Annotated in this window: 15 protein-coding genes; 10 read left to right on the forward strand and 5 right to left on the reverse strand. The window is 61.8% G+C overall.

Annotated elements, in window-relative coordinates:
* Positions 1-136: 136 nt before the first annotated feature.
* Positions 137-2,083, reverse strand: a complete 1,947-nt coding sequence (gene lapD / locus J3P81_RS23960; protein ID WP_434561300.1) for a cyclic di-GMP receptor LapD — start codon at positions 2,081-2,083, stop codon at positions 137-139.
* Between the two features lie 14 nt (positions 2,084-2,097).
* Positions 2,098-2,718 (reverse strand): cysteine protease LapG, encoded by a 621-nt coding sequence (lapG, locus tag J3P81_RS23965; RefSeq protein ID WP_420767780.1) that lies wholly within the window; start codon positions 2,716-2,718, stop codon positions 2,098-2,100.
* 270 nt (positions 2,719-2,988) lie between these two features.
* Between lapG and J3P81_RS23970 the strand changes: the two genes are divergently transcribed.
* From J3P81_RS23970 to J3P81_RS23990, 5 genes are all read left to right on the forward strand, one after another.
* The gene (locus J3P81_RS23970) at positions 2,989-3,669 is read left to right on the forward strand and encodes a GntR family transcriptional regulator (protein WP_434561302.1); all 681 of its coding nucleotides are present in this window, start codon (positions 2,989-2,991) and stop codon (positions 3,667-3,669) included.
* A gap of 697 nt (positions 3,670-4,366) precedes the next feature.
* Positions 4,367-5,143, forward strand: coding sequence for a DUF3050 domain-containing protein (locus J3P81_RS23975; protein ID WP_434561304.1), 777 nt, complete (start codon positions 4,367-4,369; stop codon positions 5,141-5,143).
* The gene (locus J3P81_RS23980; protein ID WP_434561306.1) at positions 5,140-6,072 is read left to right on the forward strand and encodes a diiron oxygenase; all 933 of its coding nucleotides are present in this window, start codon (positions 5,140-5,142) and stop codon (positions 6,070-6,072) included. Before J3P81_RS23975 ends, J3P81_RS23980 begins: the two co-directional genes overlap by 4 nt.
* A gap of 10 nt (positions 6,073-6,082) precedes the next feature.
* Positions 6,083-9,508, forward strand: coding sequence for an amino acid adenylation domain-containing protein (locus J3P81_RS23985; protein ID WP_434561308.1), 3,426 nt, complete (start codon positions 6,083-6,085; stop codon positions 9,506-9,508).
* A gap of 31 nt (positions 9,509-9,539) precedes the next feature.
* The gene (locus J3P81_RS23990) at positions 9,540-10,004 is read left to right on the forward strand and encodes an SRPBCC family protein (protein ID WP_434561310.1); all 465 of its coding nucleotides are present in this window, start codon (positions 9,540-9,542) and stop codon (positions 10,002-10,004) included.
* 196 nt (positions 10,005-10,200) lie between these two features.
* Here J3P81_RS23990 and J3P81_RS23995 read toward each other — a convergent pair whose 3' ends face one another.
* Positions 10,201-12,081 (reverse strand): methyl-accepting chemotaxis protein, encoded by a 1,881-nt coding sequence (locus J3P81_RS23995; protein WP_420767770.1) that lies wholly within the window; start codon positions 12,079-12,081, stop codon positions 10,201-10,203.
* A 265-nt stretch (positions 12,082-12,346) separates the two neighbouring features.
* Here J3P81_RS23995 and J3P81_RS24000 point away from each other — a divergent pair, with 265 nt between their 5' ends.
* The 3 genes from J3P81_RS24000 (at position 12,347) to J3P81_RS24010 (ending at position 16,426) form a co-directional block, all read left to right on the forward strand.
* Entirely contained in the window at positions 12,347-12,847 is a 501-nt protein-coding gene (locus tag J3P81_RS24000; RefSeq protein ID WP_420767769.1) for a sigma-70 family RNA polymerase sigma factor, read from the forward strand.
* On the forward strand, positions 12,837-13,835 hold the full coding sequence (locus J3P81_RS24005) for a FecR domain-containing protein (RefSeq protein ID WP_434561312.1): 999 nt from the start codon (positions 12,837-12,839) through the stop codon (positions 13,833-13,835). The genes J3P81_RS24000 and J3P81_RS24005 overlap by 11 nt, the downstream gene beginning before the upstream one ends.
* Positions 13,836-13,921: 86 nt before the next feature.
* Positions 13,922-16,426: a TonB-dependent siderophore receptor gene (locus J3P81_RS24010; protein ID WP_420767767.1), complete on the forward strand. Its 2,505-nt coding sequence runs from the start codon at positions 13,922-13,924 to the stop codon at positions 16,424-16,426.
* A 146-nt stretch (positions 16,427-16,572) separates the two neighbouring features.
* Here J3P81_RS24010 and J3P81_RS24015 read toward each other — a convergent pair whose 3' ends face one another.
* On the reverse strand, positions 16,573-17,646 hold the full coding sequence (locus J3P81_RS24015) for a fatty acid desaturase (protein WP_434561314.1): 1,074 nt from the start codon (positions 17,644-17,646) through the stop codon (positions 16,573-16,575).
* Between the two features lie 100 nt (positions 17,647-17,746).
* Between J3P81_RS24015 and J3P81_RS24020 the strand changes: the two genes are divergently transcribed.
* Positions 17,747-18,751 (forward strand): AraC family transcriptional regulator, encoded by a 1,005-nt coding sequence (locus J3P81_RS24020; protein WP_434561316.1) that lies wholly within the window; start codon positions 17,747-17,749, stop codon positions 18,749-18,751.
* Between the two features lie 199 nt (positions 18,752-18,950).
* Here the strand turns inward: J3P81_RS24020 and J3P81_RS24025 are convergent, their stop codons facing one another.
* Complete coding sequence (locus J3P81_RS24025) at positions 18,951-19,637, reverse strand: Crp/Fnr family transcriptional regulator (protein ID WP_434561318.1); 687 nt, start codon at positions 19,635-19,637, stop codon at positions 18,951-18,953.
* An 87-nt stretch (positions 19,638-19,724) separates the two neighbouring features.
* Between J3P81_RS24025 and J3P81_RS24030 the strand changes: the two genes are divergently transcribed.
* Positions 19,725-20,249 carry a DUF962 domain-containing protein gene (locus J3P81_RS24030; RefSeq protein ID WP_434561320.1) on the forward strand — a complete coding sequence of 175 codons (525 nt, stop codon included), beginning with the start codon at positions 19,725-19,727 and terminating at the stop codon, positions 20,247-20,249.
* The last annotated feature ends 53 nt before the right edge of the window (positions 20,250-20,302 follow it).

Raw genomic sequence — 20,302 nt, forward strand, 5'->3', positions numbered from 1 at the left:
GAGTGGTGGGGCCAAGCCTTTTTTGCTTACTTTTTTTGGCGTCTGAAAAAAAGTAAGCCGCCGTAAGGGCGGAACCGCCAGACGCCGTTACCGCAGCAACGGATATGTACTCGGCCAAAAACCTAGCAAGCAATCCTCACCCCCAACGCTTAGGCTCACCCACCAACTGCCCCTGCACCCCAAACAACCCCATCTCACGAATCACCGCCAACTCCCCTTCCGTCTCCACCCGCTCAGCGATCAACGGCAGGTCGATACTGTGAGCAGCACGCTGGATGGCCTCGATGAACAAACGCTTGTCACTTTCCTGGTCGATCGCACGAATGTAGCTACCGTCAATCTTCAGATAGGCCAACCCCAGCCGCGACAGGTTGCCAATCATGCTGAACCGCCCACCAAAGCGCTGCAGGCTCAAGGAGAAACCAAGCTCGCGCAACTGCCGGGTCAACTGCTCCAACACCGCTTGCTCGGGCAGTTGCTCTTCACCAATCTCCAAGGTCAGGCGCGGCCCGAGGCTGGAGTGAGCCCGCAGGATTTCAAAGACCTTGTTCAACGCCTGAGGATCGGCCAGGGTCGCGGAGGACAGGTTGAGCGCCAGGGATTGTTCGTGCCCGGCCATCTGCTTGAGCACCTGTTCGAGCATCAAGCGGTCCAGGCGCGCGGTCCAGCCGAAGCGCTCCAGCCAAGGCAGGAAGCGTCCGGCGGGGATGGTCTGGCCTTGGTCGTCAAGCAGCCGCGACAGCACTTTGTAGTGCAGCACGACCTGGGTGTCCTGGGCCGCCACCACCGGCTGGAAGTACAGTTCGAAGCGTTGATTGCCCAGGGCCTGATCGAGCAGTTGGTGCCAGGCGTGGTGATCATCGCCCACGCTGGCGGAAGCGCTATGCTCCAGGCAGGCCCAGCCCGGTTCGCCCTGGCTTTCGGCCTGGGCCAGTGCCTGGTCGCCAAGCTGGAGCACTGCCTGCGGCGAGTCGCCATGAACGAACGGAGCGAGCCCGATGGACGCCACCGATGCCACGTCGGTCGCGCCGGTGGCGTGCAAACTCGCCAACGCGCCTTCCAGATTCTGCGCCAGCTGCAGCGCCTCCTCGCGCACCAGCCCGGGTGCCAGCACCGCGAACTCCCCACCGCGAATCCGCGTCACCAGGTTATGGGTTTCCGGGTAGCGAGCGCACTCACGCGACAACTGCTCGCCCACCGCTTTGAGCAACTGATCGGTGCGCTGCCCGCCCAGCCGCTGGTTCAGACCGGCGAGGTCCTTGACCCGCAACAACAACAGATAACCGGAACTGGCCTGTTCCGGGTTGCTCACCCGCGCATGCAACTGCATCTCGAAGTACCGTCGATTGGCCAGCCCCGTGAGGTTGTCCTGATAGGACTCCACCCGCAGTTTTTCACTGCGCTCGGCCTGTTCCTGGAACAGCGCCTTGAGCTTCTCGACCATCTGGTTCATCGCCTGGACCACACGCCGCAATTCAGGTGTGCGCGGCAGCTCCGGCAGGCTCAAAAACTCACGTCGGGCGATGGCGTGGGACTGGTGAACCATGTAGTCCAGCGGCTTGAGCTGGCGACGCAGCAGCAAGGCTCCCAGCACCGCGCTCACGGCGCCGCACAGCAACAACCAGCCCAGACTGCCCAGCGCGCTCTGCCACAGCTTGGCGAGGGCGAACATCGGGTGGCTGACCACTTCGACCCGCGCCGCCTGTTCCCAACCGCGGCTGACAATCGCATCGCCGCCGGCCGGCTCAAGGCCGATGAGCTTGATAAACCACTGCGGTACATTGCCGGCATCCGGGGTGCCGGTGCGCTCGGCCAGGGTCTTGTCGTTTGTCACGTCGACCACGCGGATGCTGGCGTAGTAGCCGCTGTCGAAGATCGAACTGACCATCAGCTCGACCATCGCCGGGTCGTCGATGTTCGGCGTCAACGACAGCGCCAGCGCCGTGGCCGCGTCCTGGGCATGGGAACGCAGCTGATTGACGTACTGGGTCCGCGAACTCTCCAGGCTGACCATGAAGCTGCCGCTGAAGGCAACCACCAGGAACAGACAGATAGCGATCAACAGCTGTTTGAACAAAGACATCTGAGCGCGTGCTCCTAGTTAGTCGTCTCGACCGGGAAACCTTCGGCCTGCATTTTCTTCAACACATCCTGCCACCGGGACAGGCGCTTGGTGTCGCCCACTTTCTTGTTGCCCTTGCCTGACAGCCACAGCCCTTCGGCATTGAAAGAGTAGACCGGCAGCAAGTCGGTTCGCTGGCTGGCCGGCTGGATGCCGTCGATCAGGCTATCGAGTACCAGTGGCATGGCATCGGGGGTGGCGTAATACGTCAGCACCATGTGCGCGCGGTTCTGCCGCAACGCCTTGACGTAGGTGATGCGCAGCTTGTCACTGGAAACCCCTAGATGGCGCAGGCTGAAATACTTGGCGATGGCGTAGTCCTCGCAATCGCCCGCGCCCTTCCACAGGGCCTGGATCGGGGTTTCCCAATAATCGGTCTCACGCCACAAATCGAGGTCTTCCACGTAGCGCACCTGTTTGTTGAAGAACAGGTTCACCACCTTGAGCTGTGCAAGCTCAGGAATCTGCTTCTGGGTTGCCAGCAACTGCTGCCACGCGTCGATCCGCTGCTGCCCGTCGCCCAGCGGTCCATATAACGCTTGCGCCCGCCGGCTTATCTGCGCAAAGTCCCAGTCGGCTCGCAGGCCGCCCAGCATCAGGCCTGCCAGCAAAAATGCCGAACACAGCCAGCGCAAGGACCTGAGGACCGGGGAAGGTGCAGCCAAGGGAATACGTCCGAAAAGGGCCGTTGGAAAAATTCGTTGGATGGTGCAGCCTGGACCGGCAAAAAACAATGGCAGGTTGCAATCACCGCAAGCAGTCTAAACTTTAGTTCAGGAACCGAGGCCGCGAGATTTTGACGGCTGGGCATTCTGTAACTAATGTTGCCTTGGATCCAATCATTGTGACTACAGTCAGGTGTTGTCGTGACACAGAAGCCCAAACCACTCAGCACTATTCAGGTCAACGGGCCCATCCCCGCTGCCCAGGCCCGCGCAATCATTGAAAGCGCTTTGCGCGAAGCCATTCTCGACGGGCGACTGCCAAGCGGCACAGCGTTGCGCCAGCAGGAATTGGCAGACCTGTTCGGTGTCAGCCGCATGCCGGTACGCGAAGCGTTGCGCCAGCTCGAAGCGCAGTCATTGCTCAACGTGGTCCAGCACAAGGGCGCGGTGGTAGCCCCGCTGATTACCAGCAATGCAGTCGAAACCTACGCCTTGCGGTCGGTCCTCGAAGCCTTCGCCCTGCGCTTGTCCATTCCCCTGCTAGACGACAATGACCTGGCCATGGCCGCCGAATACATCGAGCAATTGGAAGGCCAAGTTGATTATGCGCAGATCGCCAAGCTCAACCGTCTATTCCACATGTCGCTTTACCATAAGGCGCCCAACGCCAAGCTGTTGGACCTGATTGAACATGAGCTCAATGAAGAAGAACGTTTCCTGCGCTTTCACCTTTCGACCATGGGTTTGGGTGAGCTCACCCAGTGTGACCATCGCGCGATACTCGCCGCGGCGGTAGCCAAAGACATCGACCAAGCGGTTCATCTGCTTGAAGAGCACCTCGAGAAAGCCTCGGCCACCATGCGCCTGTACCTGAAGCAATAGCCGGACCGCAGCCCCATCCCCAGCGCCGGCCACCTGGCCGGCGTAGCACTTTCTTACACATCCTTCCTACACCCGAGATTGCCAGCAGGGCGCGGCTTGACCGTGGCCGCGATGCGTCGCTGCATCAGTTCAATGGAACTGCCGTCGATTTGGGCTCACTCTTGCGTTTATCGGTTCGAAAACAGACCTGAAGAAGTCAGCGTCCGGCAATAGCCAGGCGAATCGAAGCCATCACGCAAGGAGCGCCGCCCAACTGGCGGGGATGACCTGGAGGTCCGACCGGGTTCCCGCCCATAAAACATCAACTTCTTACTTTCCTTTGTCCCTGAAGTGCTCCGAGTGAGGCATTCACTCGAACCATTCGACTCTGATCGCTATAAATCGGAAGGAGCAACTTCGCGCCAATAAAACTTATAAACAAAGTTTTAACCACCCTCTTCGCGCCCAATAAAAACGCCACTTTAAATATTAAAAAAATAACTTGCGAAGCGTTTGAAACTTGTACTAATTTTTTACTCGTCGAGTTGCTTTCGACGCCCACAGGCACCATGGGATGCGCCTGTAGCAAGCCACACAGCCACAAGCAGGTATCAGTTAAAAGTTCCAAGTGAACATGGATTCCGGTTCGCGCACTCGCTCGCCCCGACAAAACAGGCGAGCAACTTTCCGGACAAACAATATTGATGAGGACGTTCCAATGCAGCCAACCAAAGAACAACTATCTCTGAAAAAACACGAACTTGGTGAACACCCGGTTTTTTCCGAAATAACATCAATCGATCTGTTGCGCCGTTTTATGGAAAGCCACGTTTTCGCCGTGTGGGACTTCATGTCCCTGACCAAGCGGCTGCAAAGGGAACTGACCTGCATCCAACTGCCGTGGCTGCCACCCGCCGACCCCCATGCCGCGCGTCTGATCAACGAAATCGTCCTGGGAGAAGAATCCGACGACCGTCCTGGTGCCGGTTATTGCAGCCATTTCGAACTGTATCTGGACGCCATGCGCGAGGTAGGCGCGGACACCCAGGCGATTGAACAATTCATCGCCCTGCAGCAAGAAGGCGTCAGCCCCGAAACCGCGCTGGACAGCGTCGAGGTAGAACCGGCTGCAGCGCGCTTCGTGCGCCAGACCCTGCACACCGCCCTGCACGCCCCGGCCCACAGCGTGGCCGCCGCGTTCGTGCATGGTCGCGAAAGCGTCATCCCGCAGATGTTCCAGCGGATGCTGGACGCCTGGGGTATCGGCCTGGATCAGGCACCGACGTTTCGTTATTACCTGCAACGCCATATCGAGGTGGACTCCGAAGACCACGGCCCGGCGGCGGAAAAATTGCTGGCGCGGCTGATCGATGGCGACCCGCAGCGCGAGCGCGAGGTCCTCGCCGCTGCCCTCGCTGCCGTCCACAGCCGCGCAGCCTTGTGGGATGGCCTGCGCCTGAGCATGGCCCAGCCGGTTGCGCAGGTGACGCCATGAACGCCATCCAATACCAATCATTCGCCGACGCCTGGGAAAGCCGGGCGACGATCCGTACCCGGCCACGGCGCCGGGTCGAGGATGACGACAAGCTGATCTTTCCCATGAGCCGCCAACCCATGGTGCACAGCCAGACCTTCCTGACCCATTGCCCGCAATTGCGTGATTTTGTCTTGGTGCAGAGTCTCTACAAGTTCATCAACGACGTGGTGATTTTCGAGACCGAGCTGGTGGATCACACCGCCCGGCGCATCGCCAAGAACCGCTTTGGCATCGAGTTTCCGTTCGCCTGTCGCTATGACGCGATGACCGTGGTGGTGGACGAGGATTACCACGCGCTGGTGGCGATGGACTTCATGCAGCAAACCATCGACATGACCGGCATCGCACCGATCCCGTTGCCCCAGCAGATCGAGCTCAGCCGTGCCATTCCGGCCACGCTGGCGCGAACACCGGAGCATCTGCTCAGCGCCGTGGAGTTGGTCTGCATCGCCATCGCCGAAAACACCGTGACCAACGAAGTGGCAGCCTTTGCCCGGGACGACTCGGTCAAGGCCTCGATCAAGGGGCTCATGGCCGATCACCTGCAGGATGAGGGACGCCACTCCGGTTTCTGGACGCGGCTGGTACAGATTTACTGGCGCGCCGCGCCCGAAGAGGACCGCGAGACGATTGCGCGGCTGATGCCCGGTTTCATCGCCGATTACCTGGCGAGCGACCTGCAGCAGGCGTTCGATTTCGAGCTGATCAACCATTTGCCGATCGACGAATCGGCACGCCAGTCGCTGCGCGAAGACGCCCGGGCGCTGGCTTATCCCATCAACCGTTTTCACCCGTTGGTGGGCAACATCACGCGGTTCTTCCGCGGCAGCTCGATGCTGGCGTCAGCCTGCGTGCGCGATGCCCTGGCCGACTACCTGACCCCATGAGGACCTTCCGATGAGACGCCTCGAAATCGCAATGTCTGGCCACAGCCAGGCCCTGGCCGAACTGGCCCGGGAACTTGAACGACACGGCCACGCCGTCGTGGGTCCACAATCACCGGCCGGCGACCGCGCGATCGACCTGTTGATCGACGATGGTACGGCGCCAGGGGCCATCGAGGCTGGTGTTCAGCTCCGGCTGCGCGTGGCATTCCAGGAAGCGCCCGGCCAGGCATTGCCGCGGCCGGTGGTGTTTTTCCGTGACGCAGCGCAGCGACTGCTGGTCCACGAAGTGATCACCACGCCGAGCGACGGCAACGGCCAGTCGCTGCGCCAGCAGGCAATAACCGCAATCGTCGAGCACGGCGCACGGCTGGTCAGTCATCTGTCACGCGATGAGCACGGTTTCGATCAGTGGCCGACGGCCCCGCACGAGCCCATCGACCAACCCGAGCATGGGCTCGATGCGTTGGAGCCGCTGGCCTTCAAACACTGCCTTAACCGGCCCGCCGTACCTTGGCTGCTGGCGGCTGCAAAAATGCCTGTCATGCACAGCATCGAGCAGCGCATGCTCGACGACGCATCGCAGCCTGCCCTGTGGGTCGAGGGTCAGCTCATCGACTACAGGACCTTGCGCAATTGGGTGTTGCGGTTGCAGGAGGCCATAACGGCAAGCCTGGGAAGAGCAACCGATCATCCACGGGTGATTGCCGTGTGCCTGCCCAAATCCGCGCAGCTGTACGCGGCAATCCTTGCGGTGCTGGGGTGCGGGGCGGTGTACCTGCCGCTGGACCCGCAACACCCGGCGCAACGCCGGCGATTCATCCTCGACAACGCCAAGGCCGATCTCTTATTGCACGATGGCGACAGCGACCTGGGCGATAGCCCGACGCCGATGCTGAATGTCCATCGGCTGTCTTCGTCCAAGCCTGGCTTCCCGGCCTCGACGATTCGCCGCGTGGTGGATGCCGACGAACCAGCCGTGGCGATCTACACCTCCGGCACCACCGGCCAGCCCAAGGGGGTCCTGCTCAGCCACCGTAACCTCAGCCATTTTTGCGCCTGGTACGCAGATCATGTCGAGCTGCGGCGCGACAGCCGAGCGTTGCAGTTTTCCACCATCAACTTCGACGCATCGTTGCTGGACATCTTGCCGACCTTCATCCAAGGCGGACTGCTGGTGGTGCCCAGCGAGGATCAGCGCCGCGACCCGCAGCGACTGGAGTCGTTGATGCGTGAACAGCGCGTCAGCCATGCCTTCCTGCCGCCCGCGCTGTTGAGCGTCATGCCGCTGGAGGCGTCATTGGGGCTGGCGCACCTGATCACTGGCGGGGACGTCTGCGAGCCGTACGTGATCGAGCGACTGGCGCCGCAGTGCCGGTTCCACAATATCTACGGCCCGACGGAAACCACGGTATTGGCCACCACGCGGCAATTCGCCGTGGGCGATAACAACCGCAACCTCGGTATACCCATCGGCAATGCCCGCGTGCTCATCCTCGACGAACATTTGCAACCGGTGCCCCAGGGCACACCCGGCGAGCTGTACATCGCAGGGCCTGGAGTCGGCCTGGGGTACCTGAACGATCCAGTGCTGACCAGCAGCCGTTATCTCGACCTGACGCTGCCCAACGAGCAAGCGCTGCGGGTCTATCGCACGGGGGATATCGGCCAGTGGACCGACGACGGGATCGAGCTGTGCGGCCGCCGCGACAACCAGGTCAAGATCCGCGGCTTTCGGGTCGAGCCCGAGGAGATCGAGCATTGCCTGCGCGACAGCCAAGTGTTTCGCCAGGTGGCGGTGGGGGTCGACGAGCGCCGGCGGATCCTGGCGTTCCTGGCGAACCCCGTGGACGATCGACCCGGCGCGGCCCTCAACGCCTTGCGCCAGCATGTGCAGGATTCGCTGCCGAGCTACATGCACCCGGCGGCCTATGTAGAGCTGCCCAGCCTGCCTTACACCAGCAACGGCAAGGTCGATCGCCGGGCATTGCTGGCGTCGGCGGGATCGGTCCAGGCAGGAGCTCAAGGGCGTCAGCCACAAAATGCATTGCAAACCCAGCTCCGACAGCTATGGGCCGAGCTGCTGCAGTTGCCAGCCGAGGACATCGCCACCGACGAGAGTTTTTTCAACCTTGGCGGGCATTCGATCCTGCTTTCGCAGCTGCTGTTGAGTCTCAGGCAGACGTTTGGTCGCAGCCTGTCGATCAACCGCTTCATCGAAGCACCGACGCTGATCACCTTGGCGAAGTTGCTTGATGCCCCCGACCAGAGCGATGCATCCTCGCTGAGCCCCCAGGCTTTCATCGACGCCGAAGCCGAACTCAACCTCGATTCACTGCCCATCAGCCAGAGCGGTGATGTGCATAAAGTGGTCGTGACCGGCGCCAACAGTTTTCTCGGCGTGCATATCGTCGAAGCGTTGCTGGCGTGGGGGGCCACGGAAGTGGCGTGCCTGGTGCGTGAATCCGGCGGGCAAAGCGCGGCCCAGCGGTTCGCCCAGGCCCTGCGGGAAAATCGCCTGGAGCATCTGGACCTGAGCCGTGTCAGCGTCTACGCCGCCGACATCACCCAGCCACAACTGGGCTTGCCGGACGACACCTACCAGCGGATCGACAGCACGTTCGGCGCGTTGGTGCACAACGCCGCCCATGTCAATCATGTGCTCGACTACGAGTCCCTGGCGCGGGACAACGTCGAGCCCATCTTCGAATGCCTGCGGCTGTGCGAAGGGCGCAGCAAGAAAATCTTCAACTTCGTCTCGACGCTGTCGGCCTCCAGCACCCTGGACGCTAATGGGCAGGTGCTGGAGCAGCCAGCAGCAAGGACACCGCCGATCTACATCAAGAATGGCTACAACCTGTCCAAATGGGTCGGCGAGCGGATTCTGCAACGGGCCCGGGACCTTGGCGTCCGGGTCAATCTGTTCCGTCCCGGCAACATCAGCTTCAACAGCCAGACCGGGGTCTGCCAGCCCCACAAGAACCGCTTGATGCTGATGCTCAAGGGATCGATCCAGCTCGGCCAGGTGCCGGATCTGTCGCTCAATTTCGACCTGATGCCGGTGGACTTCCTGGCCCGTTTCATCGCCTTCCACGCCAGCCGTTACCAACCCAACCAGGCCGTGTTCAACCTGCACAACCCCGAACCCTTGAGCTGGGACGCCTATGTGGCGTCGTTCCGCGACAGTGGCCGGGAATTCGCGCTGGTCAGTGTCGCTGACTGGCAACAGCAGCTGGCGCGGGTCGATACCGACAACGCGCTGTTCGGCGTACTGGGTTTCTACCTCAACGGCTTCGAAGAAGACATCGGCGATATCTCCCTGATCCGCCATGACAACGCCCGGTCCGGCGTGAGGCAGATGGGCACCCGTTACCCGGAAAAGTCCCCGGCCCTGCTGCGCCGCGGTGCTGATTACCTCAAGGCCATCGATTTCATCTGAAGCAACCCAACCCCACGCAAGGAGCAAGACCATGAGTGCTTTTCAACCCGACACCCTGATCAAGAACCCTCAAGCCTGCCATGTCGAAACCTCGGTGCAAGTGCCCGCCGACGCCGCGCGCGTCTGGGAAGTGGTGGGCGACTTCGGCGGGTTCAACCGCTTTATTCCAGCCCTTGAATACATCGAAATGACTGGCGACGGCGTGCGTTCGCTGCGCAAGAAATTCTTCCGCGACGGACAAAACCTGGTGGTGGAGCAGCTCAACAGCCGCGATGACCAGGCCATGCACATGACCTGGACGCTGATCTACAACACCCTCGGCATCGACAACCTCTGGGCGGCGATGCGCGTCGAGCCCCTGGGAGACAGCCGCTGCCGCGCCACCTGGACCATCATCGCCGACCACACCGAGGTGCACACACGGGAAGGGTTCAGGGGTTTTCTGCAAGGGTTCGCCGATGAGGCGATGGGAAATGTGGTGAAGATGTTCGCCTGACCAAAAAACCCTGTGGGAGCGAGCCTGCTCGCGATGGCATCAGCCCAGACAACCCACACCCGTGGCGAGGGAGCTTGCTCCCGCTCGGCTGCGCAGCAGGCGTAAAGCCAGCCAACGCGGTCCGCCTGCAGGCTTGCAGGGGCCTGCTGCGCAGGCCAGCGGGAGCAAGCTCCCTCGCCACGGGGGATCGGGTCCGTCAGATCTTGAAGCTGTCCACCAGTTGCTTCAATCGATTGGCCTGCTGCGACAAGGCATCGCAATCCTTCAGGGTTTCGTTGAGGTTGGCGACGCTTTGCTGGTTCAACGTATTGATGTGCGTGACGTCCATGTTGAGGGTCTCCACCACGGCTGTCTGTTGCTCGGTCGCGGCGGCCACGGATTGGTTCATGCCGTCGATTTCGCCGATGCGCTGGGTCACGCTGACCAAGCGCAAGCCGGCCTGGTTCGCCACTTCCACGCTCTCCTCGCTGGAAGCCTGGCTCGCATTCATCGTGGTCACCGCTTCACGGGAGCCGACTTGCAGCGAGGTGATCATCTTGTGAATCTCTTCAGCCGACTCCTGGGTGCGATGCGCCAGGTTGCGCACTTCATCGGCCACCACCGCAAAACCACGTCCGGCTTCACCGGCACGGGCCGCTTCGATGGCGGCGTTCAAGGCTAGCAAGTTCGTTTGCTGGGAGATGCCCTTGATCACGTCCAGGATGTGCCCGATGTTGTCGGTGCTGGCGTTCAGGGTTTCGATCTGGGTGCACGACAGGCTGATTTTCTGTGACAGCTCGGTCATCGCCTGGATGGTTTTTTCCACCACCTGACGACCATCGTCCGCTTGCTCGCTGGCGCCACTGGCGTGTTGCGAGGCATCGGCGGCGTTACGGGCGATTTCCTGGGTCGCGGCGCCCAACTGATTGATCGCGGCGGCCACGCTATTGGTGCGCGCGCTCTGCTCATCCGATCCAACCAGGGAGGCGTTGGAAGACGTCATCACCCGTTGCGACAGGTCATGCACCTGACGCGTGGCGGAAGACACTTCGGCGATCGACGCGTGGATACGTTCCACGAACTGGTTGAACGACCCTCCCAATACCGCGAATTCATCCTTGCCCTGCACCACGAGGCGCCGGGTCAGGTCGCCTTCACCCTGGGCGATGTCCTGCATGGCGCGGCCCATGGTGGTGAGCGGGCGCATCAACACCTGGATCAGCAGACTCAGCAGCAACGCAATCGCAGCCACTGCAATGAACATCGCAATCAACGCAGACGTACGGAAATGGCTCAGCGGTGCGTAGGCCTTGGCCTTGTCGATCGACAGGCCGATGTACCACTCGGCGCCCGGCAAACCTGCCACCGGGGTGAACGAAAGGATGCGGTCCTCCCCGTTCAGCTCGACTTCCTGGATGCCCTTGCCGATGCGCACAGGGGTGCCGGGGTAGATGTCCTTGAGGTTTTTCATTACCTGGTCTTTGTCTGGGCTGACGATGACCTGGCCGTCGCCGCTGACCAAAAACGCATGACCGATCCCGCCAAAGTCCACGGAGTTGATGATTTTCACGAGGGTTTCCAGGCTCAGGTCACCGCCCACCACGCCCAACAATTCACCGTTGTGCTTGACCGGCAGGGCAATGGTCACCACCAGGCCGCCCACTGCCGCCGCGTAGGGTGGGGTCAGCATGGTTTTATCGGCGGCCACGGCCTGTTTGTACCAAGGGCGCTGACGCGGGTCGTAACCGTCGGGCATCTTCGCGTCAGGTCGCTGAGTGAACACGCCGGTGTTCTGGCCCACGTAGGTGAACTGGAAGTTCGAGGTCAACGCCGGCTGGTCCACGAGCCCTGGCAAATCGGCGCCCGCCCCTTGGTGCGCAATGTTCTGAGCCAGGTTTTCCAACACCAGCACCCGCCCGCTCATCCAGTTCTGGATGCTGCTGGCCGTCAGGTCACCGGATTGCTCGATGGAGGATTCCAGGCTGCGACCGATGGTATTGCGTTGCAGGTAATCGTTGTAGAGCGTGAACAGGGCAAAAGCCAACACCACCACACCTGAGGCGGCCAAGAGGATTTTGTGGCTGAACTTAAGATTCATGGAGGGACTTCTTATGCAGGGGATGGGGGTGCATTCCGGTTGGCAGTTCCATGTAGCCGCAAGAGCTGGAGATTGGATCCGCTCCATTTTGGTGCACGCATACCCTTCTGTCGGCCAACCCGTGGAAAAGATTAGGCCCTTGTTCAATTGTCCGACGAGATGATTGCCAACATCACACAGCCTGCGTCGAACGGTGGTTGCAAATTTGATGAACGCTTATGACAATGCGACCTATTATCATTTGTGATATCAGGCTATTGCGCTCATGTCCTCCCCCCAGTTAGCAGTACAGGCGCTTTATTGCAGCCATCACGGCTGGCTCCACACATGGCTGCGCCACCGACTGGGCAACGCCGCCGATGCGGCTGACCTGGCCCAGGACACCTTCGTGCGCCTGCTGCAACGCACCGAACGCCTGGAACTCACGGCACCGCGCGCCTTCCTGCGCACCATCGCGCAGGGCTTGGTGATCGATCACTGGCGCCGGGAAGAAATCGAACGCGCCTACCTCGAAACCATCGCGCATCTGCCGCAGGCCCAGATCCCAAGTGCCGAAGCCCAAGCCCTGATCCTCGAACTGCTGGAGGGCATTTCCCGCATGCTCGACGGCCTCAAGCCGAAAGTACGCAGGGCGTTCCTGCTTGCACAGTGTGACGGCATGACCCACAAGCAGATCGCCGAGCAAATGGGCATCTCGCTTCGGTCGGTGGAGCGGTACGTCGCCGATGCGCTGTATCACTGCTACGTGCTGCGCTATGAAGATTGAGCCGATCGACCCGCCATCGCGCGGTCGAGGTCCTTCGCAACTGGTGGTCAAGCAAGCGATCCATTGGCTGCTGCGCCTGCGCAACCATGCCGCCAATCCGATCCTTAGCCAACAGTGCGACGCCTGGCGCATCGCCCATCACGATCACGAATTGGCTTGGCAACGGGTGCAATCGCTGCACAGCGAACTCACCTCCAACCTGCGCGCCGTGCCCAGTGCTCATATTGCCCTCGACACCCTGGAGGCCAGCGCCCAGCGCCTCGGTCGACGCCAGGCCCTGAAATTGTTGTCCGGCGTCGCCGTGGTGGGCGCCGCCGCATGGCTGGGCAAGGACCTAGGCTGGCAGCCGTGGCGTGCCGACTTCGCCACTGCCACGGGCGAACGACGCGGTTTCCAATTGCCGGACGGTACACGACTTGAACTCAACACCCGCAGCGCCGCCGACCTCGACTATACCGCCAGCCAGCGTCTGATCACGTTGACCCGCGGCGAAATCATGGTCACCTGTGGCCGAGACCCAGGACGCCCGCTGCTGGTGAAAAGCCGCGAGGGTCTGTTCGAAGGACTGGAAGGGCGCTTCGTCGTGCGCCAGGACAGCGGCTGCACGCGCCTGAGCGTCACCAGCGGCCGGGTCGCCATTCGCTCACATCGCAACAGCGAGGGCGCGCCGATCCACGTGGAGGCAGGGCAAAGCTACCTCGTCAGTTCATCGACAGCGACCCTGGCGCCGCCCCTGGACATGGACGCCGGCGCCTGGGCGGACGGCTTGATCGTGACGCGCAACATGCGCCTGGAAGACTTCCTCAACGAGGTCGGCCGCTACCGCCGGGGCTGTCTGAGATGCGCCGCCTCGGCCGCGGACCTGCGCTTGTCCGGAGTCTTCCGCCTGGATGACATCGACAAAATGCTCGCCGTGCTCCCCCGCACGCTGCCCGTGCAGCTGCATTATCGAACCCGCTGGTGGGTCACGGTGGAACGTGCGGCCTGATTTTTTTTGGCGGGTTTTGCGAGGGCGTCCGGCTAGGACAGTAAGCAACGCTTATCTGCCTTCAGCGACTCCAACGGAAACCCAAAATGACTGAGCGCGTAACCCTCAAGACCTCCTTCGGCTGTTCCTCGCAAACCAGCCCTTTGCGCCAAGCCGTCCACGCCGCACTGCTGAGCACCGCGCTGGGCGTCAGCGCCGTGCCGATGCTCGCTGTCGCCGCGCAGGACGGCGTCACGGCCAGCCGTCAGAGCTACAACATCGCGGCAGGCCCGTTGAACGAGGTGCTGAATCAGTTCGCGCGCCAGGCCGGGATTACCCTGGCGAGCACCCCCGAGCAAACCGCTGGCCGCCAGTCGCCTGGGCTCAAAGGTGACTACTCGGCGGACCAGGCCTTGGACCAGTTGCTCAGCGGTTCGGGGCTGATTGCGGTCGGCCAGGAAGGCAGCGGCTACGTATTGCAGGCCCAGGCCGGGGACAGTGCACTGGCGCTGCCGACCACTGACGTCAAGGGCTTCGCCCTGGGTAACGCCTTGGGCAGCATGGCGGGCTACAACGCCACCCACAGCCAAGTCGCGACCAAGACCAGTACCGCCCTGCGAGAGACTTCACAAAGCGTATCGGTGGTGACGCGCGAGCAAATGGACGACCAGGGCGCGCAGACCGTATCCCAGGCGATGCGCTACACCCCCGGCGTGCTGACCAACCCCTACGGTGCGACCCATCGCTACGATTACGTGGCCATGCGCGGCTTCAACGACGGCTCGGTGGATAACATCTACCTCGACGGCCTCAAGTCCATGGGCGACAGCGGCACCTACAGTTCCATGCAGGTCGACCCGTACTTTCTCGAGCGCGTCGACATCCTCAAGGGCCCGTCGTCGGTGCTGTATGGCCGCAGTTCTCCGGGCGGCCTGGTGGCGCTCACCAGCAAAAAGCCGCTTTATGAGGCCTACCATCAGGTCCAGGCCACTGTCGGCACCCAGGGCCAGCGCGGCGTGGGCTTCGACTTCAGCGGGCCGGTGGACGATGAAAAACGCATCGCCTATCGCCTGATCGGCCTGGCGGACACCTCCGATACCCAGTTCGATCACAACAAAGAAAAGCGCTTTACCCTGGCGCCCACCGTCAGCATCGACTTCACCGAGGACACCTCGCTGACCCTGCAAGCCTACCTGCAGCACGAACCCGACGGCGGCTACCATGGCGGCGTACCGGCCGACGGCGCACTGCACCCGCGCAACGGTCGGCGGATCTCGGAAAATTTCTTCGAAGGCGAGCCCGGCGTCGACGTTTACGAACGTGATCAGCAGTCGTTCGGTTATCAATTCGAACACCGTTTCAACGATGTCTTCACCGCCCGGCAAAACTTCCGCTACCTGGACTCCGACGTCACCAACAATCAGGTCTATGCCTTCGGCTGGACCAGCCCCACCAGCAACGAGTTGAACCGTTACTACACCGGCGCCGATGAAAAGCTGCATTCGTTCATCGTCGACAACATGCTGCAGGCCGAATTTTTCACCGGCGCGACCAAGCACACCGTGCTGATGGGCGCGGACTACCAGCGGCGCAAGACCGTGGTCGACTGGACCAGCGGCAGCCTCGCCCCGATCAACGCCTTCGACCCGGTCTACGGAAACTCGGCGATCACCAACGTCAGCGCGACCAGCTACGTGCGACGCCTGGAGCAAACCGGTGTCTATCTGCAAGACCTGATCGAAATGGACAAGTGGCGCTTCTCCCTGGGCCTGCGCCAGGACTGGGTCGAAACCTCGGATGAAAACCGCATCGCCGAAGCTGGTCGCCCTGAAGGCACCGAGATCAATGACAAGCGCACCAAGCTCACCGGCCGCGTCGGAGCGCTGTATCTGTTCGACAACGGCCTGGCCCCGTACATCAGCTACTCGGAGTCGTTCAACCCCAACTCCTACGCCGACAGCGCTGGCAATCCACTGGCGCCCACCGACGGCAAGCAGTGGGAACTGGGCTTGAAGTACCAACCGCCAGGCACCGATGATTTGTACACCGCCTCGCTGTTCCGCATCGATCAGGAAAACCTCGCGACCAAGCTGCCCCAGGAAAATTTCTATCGCGCCGTCGGCGCCGTTCGTTCCCAAGGGCTGGAACTGGAAGCGCACGTACAGTTGACCGAGCAGTTCAAAGTGCTGGGCAGCTACACCTTCACCGACATCGAATATTCGAAGTCGATGGTCAGCACGCTGAGCACCCCGACCAACATCATCGAAAACAAAGGCAACTCACCGACCCAGGCCCCGCGCCACATGGCCTCGGTGTGGGCGGACTACAAGTTCGACAGCGGCACGCTCGATGGCTTGCGACTGGGCGGCGGCGTGCGTTATGTCGGCTACAGTTGGGTCGATGCGGAGAACACCATGAAGGTGCCGTCCTACACGTTGTTCGATGCGTCGGTGGGGTACGACCTGGGCAAGGTCGGCTTGAAGGGCGTGGACGTGCGCCTGAACGCGAACAACCTGACCAACGAAACCTACGTCGCCTCGTGCGCCAGCCTGAACTTCTGCTACATGGGCGAAGAGCGCAATGTGGCGGCTACGGTGAGTTATCAGTTCTGACTTGCTTTCAGACTTGATTCATTCCCCGTGGCGAGGGAGCTTGCTCCCGCTGGGTCGCATAGCGGCCCTGATTTTGGGGCTGCTACGCAGCCCAGCGGGAGCAAGCTCCCTCGCCACGGGTTTACCTTCGCTCATGAAAGGAGCGATCAGGCCTGAACGGCCTTCGCCTCTTCCCTCACAACGCCTTCCTCACCCGCAAACCGATTCGCCCGCCCGAACGTGCCGAAATCGTTGAACCGCACGCCCATCTCCCGCATCACTTCATGAGCCACCGGCACCGTCATCTGCCGGATGTAGAACGGCTCCTTCACCACGAAATGATGAATGCCATGGCTGCTGCCGAAGTTGAAGCAGAACGCCTGCAACGGCCACAGCCACCAGGGGTTCAACACTTGGGTTTGCTGGATGACATCGCCCGGCTCGATGTCGCCGTAGTAATGCATGTTCGAACTGATGAAATGCAGGCAAAAGGTGCGCAGCACATTCGGGCCGATGATCACCACGGCGGCGATGTCGATGATGTGCATCGTCGCCAGGGTATTGGCCGACCAGTCGATGGAAGCGCCCAGTAGCCCGGCCACAGCGTTGGCCCCATGAAAACCAAGGAACACGTACCAGGCGCCCCAATGCAGCAGTGCCAGTGGGAAGTACACCTTAAGCGTACGCTTGAGGATGCTGCGCTTGTGCGCCCAGGTCTTGGCTCGCAGGAGGCGGATGAACGCCGACATCACGTTGTCACCCACCATCAGCAAACGCGCCAATCCCCACGGCTCACCGTTGGTAATCGCCCGCTCTTCCAGGTCCGCTTCGCTGCCGGATACTTTGTGGTGGTTGAGGTGCAGATGACGGCGGATCCATGGGTTGATGGTGCTGGGCCGCGCCAGCCACACCAGACCCATCATCACGTTATGGGGCACGCGTTGCTTGCGGAAGTACATGCTGTGGATCAGGTCATGTTCCAACTCGTGGGTCAGCGAGGCGAAAAACGCGTTGAGCAGCAGGCAAGCCCAACCGGCCAGGTGACCGTTGATGTAGAGCAGCGCCGAGCCGATCATCCCGGCCAGGGCGAACGCCAGGATGCCTGCGCCCAGCGCGTCCTGGTGCTGCAGGATCGGGTAGCGCCGACGCAATTCCTCACCTCGGCCCAGGACAACCTGGCGAATGTGGGCGGCTCGCTGTTGTGCATTCAATCGCTCGGGGCTTGCGCAAGTGCCGTGCATGGCTTACATCCTCTGTTAACGATGTGCTCATCCTGCCGGGCGTTGTCCCATCGGGTGGTAGCCGTAAACGCCAACCTGTTGACCGCAAGCGCCAATTGTCATGACCGAACCCACTTCCCTCGCCAGCTGGACCCGCGCCCTGCGCAAACAGCTCGATGCACTGGGCCTGGACAGCCAAGCCCTGTGCGTGAAGGCGGGCCTGGACCCGGTGTTGATGGACGACCCGAACGCCCGCTACCCGCTCTCGGCCACCACGCGCCTGTGGACGTTGGCGGTGCAGGCCAGCGGCGATCCGGCGATCGGCTTGCGGGTGTCGCGCTTCGTCAGCCCCACCACGTTCCATGCACTGGGCTACGCCCTGGTGGCCAGCGGCAGCTTGCGTGAAGTGTTCGAGCGGATCGTGCGGTATCACCCGGTGGTCAGCGATGCGCTGACCTTGCAGCTGAGCCGCGGCGAAGACCGTTATCGCTTCAGCCTCGATGTACCGGCGGGACGCCCCGCTCCCGCCTTCGAGGCCATCGACGCGTTTGCCGCGATCTACGTGCGCACCTGCCGCAACCGGCTGGGTCGCGACTACGCACCGCTGGCAGTCTATCTGCGCCGCCCGGAACCGCTGGACCCGAGCCCATGGCACAAGGTTTTTCGGGCACCGGTGCATTTCGACGCCGGCCAGGATTGCCTGGAATTCAACCTCCTGGATTTCGACAGCCACCTGGACGACGCGAACCCGGAGCTGGCCGAACACAACGAAACCGTGCTCAAGCGCACCCTCGCCCAGCTTCAGCCGCTGACCTGGGAACGCAAGGTCCGCGCCGCCATCGAAGCCCAGCTGCCCGAAGGCGAACCCAGCGCCGAACGCATCGCCCAAACCATGCATCTGAGCCTGCGCAGCCTGCAGCGACACCTGGCCGACGAAGGCTGCCGCTTCGATGCGCTGCTCAACGAATGCCGGGAGAATCTGGCGCTGCTGCATCTGCGCGATCCGCAGTGCTCGCTGAGTGAGGTCAGTTACCTGCTCGGCTTTGCCGACACCAGCAGCTTCAGCCGCGCGTTCAAGCGTTGGACAGGCATGACGCCGGGACAGTTTCGGGATGGGTTGCGCTGAATGTTTTCAGCGCCGGGGCGGGCCCTATCGCGAGCAAGCTCGCTCCCACATGGGAAGCGGTGTGACCGCAATAGCTGCGACAACACCAAGCCCCTGTGGGAGCGAGCTTGCTCGCGATGGCGGTGTATCAGTCACTATCGATGTCGACTGACCTGACGTCTTCGCGAGCAAGCTCGCTCCCACAGGGTCCAGGTCGGTTTCAGATTGTGGTCAGGGCTCGCAACCGTTCGATGTCGAGGATTTCGATCTCACCATAACTGAGGTGAACAATGCCCTGCCCCTGCAAATCCTTGAGGATCTGGTTGGTGGTCTGGCGCGACAGGGAAAGCATCATCGCCAGTTGCTCCTGGGGCAGTGGCAAGACCCGGCGCGCCGGTTCGATTTCGCCGTAGCCTTCGGCGATCATCAGCAAGCGGTGGGCCACGCGGGCCGGGGCGGGCATCAGGCTCAGGTGTTCAAGGTTGATGAAGGTCAGGCGCAGTTTGTGGCTCATCAACAAGGCAAGATGACGCCAATAAACGGGTTGTGCTTCAAGAAAAGCCAACAGCGCAGCCTGTGGCAAATGCAGCAATGTGCATTGGCCGACGCCCACCGCATCATGGGTCCGCGGTTGTCCATCGAACAGGCAGATTTCACCGAACCAATGCGGCGCCTCCACCACGCTCAGCAGCGCTTCCTTGCCCTGCTCGCTGACCGCGCCGATACGCACCGCGCCTTCGAGCACCGCGTACAGCCCGCACGGTGCATCGCCGCGCTGGAACAGCCGCTGGCCGGGCGGCAGGCGACGCACTCGCGACATGTCCAGCAGGCTATGCTGTAACTCAGCAGGCAGATGGCTGTACCAGTGACCGACCATCAAATGCGAGTGCCAGGGATGGGTATTCATGCAAACTCCGGGACAAGTGTCGGCTAGCTGACAGAGCGCCTGGTGAAACCTGTTCATCATGCAGGCATCACCTCAGGAGGAACAACAATGAAAAGCCTCGTCGATCACCTCAGTCAATACGCGGCCTACCACCGCGACCCGCGTAACATCGTCAGTCATTTCATCGGGATTCCGCTGATCTTCATCGCCGTCGCGGTGCTGTTGTCCCGGCCCGGATGGCCGGTTGGCGCGGTCCTGGTTTCCCCGGCGCTGCTGGTGGCGATGGCGAGTGCCTGGTTCTATCTGCGCCTGGAGTTGCGCCTGGGTGTGTTGATGACGGTGCTGCTGGGCCTAGCCATCTGGCTGGGCCAGGTACTCGCCGCGCAAAGCACAACGGTGTGGCTAGGCAGCGGCCTGGGCATGTTCGTGGTGGGCTGGGTGATTCAGTTCGTCGGTCATTACTACGAAGGGCGCAAACCGGCGTTCGTCGATGACCTGACCGGGTTGATCGTCGGGCCGTTGTTTGTGGTGGTCGAGGCGGGTTTTTTGCTGGGACTCAGAAACGATCTGAAGCAGGCCATTGAGGAGCGCGCAGGTCCGGTGGCCCTGCGCAACCAACGTTCGACGGTGTGAAATACCCGTCACTGTGGGAGCGAGCTCGCTCCCACAGTAGCTAGGTTTCACCG

The sequence above is a fragment of the Pseudomonas sp. R1-6 genome (assembly GCF_051132115.1).
GTDB lineage: Bacteria > Pseudomonadota > Gammaproteobacteria > Pseudomonadales > Pseudomonadaceae > Aquipseudomonas.

Excerpts from the sequence above, each read along its gene's own strand:
- lapD (WP_434561300.1), bottom strand. The coding sequence starts at position 2,083 with ATGTCTTTGTTCAAACAGCTGTTGATCGCTATCTGTCTGTTCCTGGTG.
- lapG (WP_420767780.1), bottom strand. The coding sequence starts at position 2,718 with ATGCTGGGCGGCCTGCGAGCCGACTGGGACTTTGCGCAGATAAGCCGG.
- J3P81_RS23975 (WP_434561304.1), top strand. The coding sequence starts at position 4,367 with ATGCAGCCAACCAAAGAACAACTATCTCTGAAAAAACACGAACTTGGT.
- J3P81_RS23980 (WP_434561306.1), top strand. The coding sequence starts at position 5,140 with ATGAACGCCATCCAATACCAATCATTCGCCGACGCCTGGGAAAGCCGG.
- J3P81_RS23985 (WP_434561308.1), top strand. The coding sequence starts at position 6,083 with ATGAGACGCCTCGAAATCGCAATGTCTGGCCACAGCCAGGCCCTGGCC.
- J3P81_RS23990 (WP_434561310.1), top strand. The coding sequence starts at position 9,540 with ATGAGTGCTTTTCAACCCGACACCCTGATCAAGAACCCTCAAGCCTGC.
- J3P81_RS23995 (WP_420767770.1), bottom strand. The coding sequence starts at position 12,081 with ATGAATCTTAAGTTCAGCCACAAAATCCTCTTGGCCGCCTCAGGTGTG.
- J3P81_RS24000 (WP_420767769.1), top strand. The coding sequence starts at position 12,347 with ATGTCCTCCCCCCAGTTAGCAGTACAGGCGCTTTATTGCAGCCATCAC.
- J3P81_RS24005 (WP_434561312.1), top strand. The coding sequence starts at position 12,837 with ATGAAGATTGAGCCGATCGACCCGCCATCGCGCGGTCGAGGTCCTTCG.
- J3P81_RS24010 (WP_420767767.1), top strand. The coding sequence starts at position 13,922 with ATGACTGAGCGCGTAACCCTCAAGACCTCCTTCGGCTGTTCCTCGCAA.
- J3P81_RS24015 (WP_434561314.1), bottom strand. The coding sequence starts at position 17,646 with ATGCACGGCACTTGCGCAAGCCCCGAGCGATTGAATGCACAACAGCGA.
- J3P81_RS24020 (WP_434561316.1), top strand. The coding sequence starts at position 17,747 with ATGACCGAACCCACTTCCCTCGCCAGCTGGACCCGCGCCCTGCGCAAA.
- J3P81_RS24025 (WP_434561318.1), bottom strand. The coding sequence starts at position 19,637 with ATGAATACCCATCCCTGGCACTCGCATTTGATGGTCGGTCACTGGTAC.
- J3P81_RS24030 (WP_434561320.1), top strand. The coding sequence starts at position 19,725 with ATGAAAAGCCTCGTCGATCACCTCAGTCAATACGCGGCCTACCACCGC.